The following is a 1478-nucleotide window of genomic DNA, read 5'->3' on the forward strand; positions in this document are numbered from 1 at the left end:
AACACATGTATTTCCGATCGTCCGGAAAAAAAACGGCACCTTCAGAAAAAAAAACACATAAAAAACAGCAATATATAAAAACCCCCTCTTATCTAATAAAAGATCCCCCTTAAGAGGGGGATCTTTTAGATTTTAGATCCCTTCCTTCGGTCGGGCATTTTGGGGGTCAAGGTTCGCCATTGGCGACCGCGCAGCGGTTTAACCTTGACGCTCAAAATGCCCATCCAAGCTAGTTATGGGTGATGGTTCGCATAGCGAGCCATCACCCTGTTAGACAGGTTTTTTGCCTTTGGGGTTTCGGGGCAGAGCCCTGAACCAGTCACAGAGAGACGCGGAGCGTCCCCTCTGTGTGTACTGGCTTATATTAACCTTTTCTTCTTTTTCTGTATGTGTCCAAGCCATTTTGAAATCACAAAAAAAAAATTGAAGACGCAAAACTTAAATACTATACTCAAAATCAAAATTGAGTTCCTATTATTCTCTCTGGAGTATTTATGGCTGGCGTTAAAAGGTTTAGTTCTGACATCGAAAACAAACTTAACAAATTGTTTTATATGGGTTATGTAGAGTTTGAAAGATGGGAAATTCTATGCTGGTTTGGCGTTGAAAAAATTACCAAATCTGTTTGGGCAGGCCTTTTTGAACAATGGTCATCTTGGTTTGATGATGGTGATTGCCCGGCTATTAATATTGTTCGCTGTGACGGAACTACTGCTACTCAAAAATACATTTTGATTCGCTCAGATCGTATTCAAGATCTGACTGAATTTTCAGAATAAAACCCGCTTAACAGGTGGTTGGCCTCACTTCGTGAAACCAACCACCTTCACCAAGTATGGGGTCACTACAAGCCGTCAAGAGTCGCTACGCTACTGCTCTTGACCGCTTTCCGTTCCTGAAAACATAGCCATGATTCGACGTTGAATCTCACCATCTTTGTTGACTAATGTTTTTGTTAAAAAAGCAGCGTAAGGCTTGGCATTATCGTAACCCTTCCAGACTTCATGTGGGTTTAGCGCGTACGCACAGACTCTTCCTGTCACTGGTATTTTTACTAAAGCGTGCATTTCCTCAAGATATTTAACCCAATTACGTATCGTTCTCGTTGTGACGTTGAATTGTTCTGCAAGAAATGTTTGGTCTGCAACGACAGCGCCGCAAGAACCATCGATGTGTTGGGCAAGATAGGTATAAAACCCAAATGCCGCAGAATTGCCTTTAGCGAGCTCTGCAAGCCGTTTCCAGCCCAAAGGGTATACCTGAGTGAAGTTTTGGTTCTTCTGAGCTTCTAGCCGCTCTCTATCGCGTTTTTCTTCCTGATGTTGAAGATCTGCTTTCCTGATCTCTCTTTGCTTTTCAGTGATTACATCCTGACTTCTCATTTTCTTTCCTATCAATCGGAAAACTTAATCTGATTATAGGAAAGTAAAACGCACAATAAAAGAAAATATTTTTCCTAAAAACCGAGGAAACACATG

At 41.6% G+C, this 1478-nt stretch carries 2 protein-coding genes; one reads left to right on the forward strand and one right to left on the reverse strand.

The annotated features are described in order from the left end of the window. Positions 1-494 precede the first annotated feature (494 nt). The gene (locus F0Q32_RS22710) at positions 495-779 is read left to right on the forward strand and encodes a hypothetical protein (protein WP_062857335.1); all 285 of its coding nucleotides are present in this window, start codon (positions 495-497) and stop codon (positions 777-779) included. Between the two features lie 90 nt (positions 780-869). Here F0Q32_RS22710 and F0Q32_RS22715 read toward each other — a convergent pair whose 3' ends face one another. After that, positions 870-1382 (reverse strand): HTH domain-containing protein, encoded by a 513-nt coding sequence (locus F0Q32_RS22715; protein ID WP_062857336.1) that lies wholly within the window; start codon positions 1380-1382, stop codon positions 870-872. Positions 1383-1478: the final 96 nt, after the last annotated feature.

This window comes from Pseudocitrobacter sp. 73, from assembly GCF_008369545.1.
Lineage (GTDB): Bacteria > Pseudomonadota > Gammaproteobacteria > Enterobacterales > Enterobacteriaceae > Pseudocitrobacter > Pseudocitrobacter vendiensis.

Coding starts and splice junctions, on each gene's coding strand:
- F0Q32_RS22710 (WP_062857335.1), top strand. CDS start 495: ATGGCTGGCGTTAAAAGGTTTAGTTCTGACATCGAAAACAAACTTAAC.
- F0Q32_RS22715 (WP_062857336.1), bottom strand. CDS start 1,382: ATGAGAAGTCAGGATGTAATCACTGAAAAGCAAAGAGAGATCAGGAAA.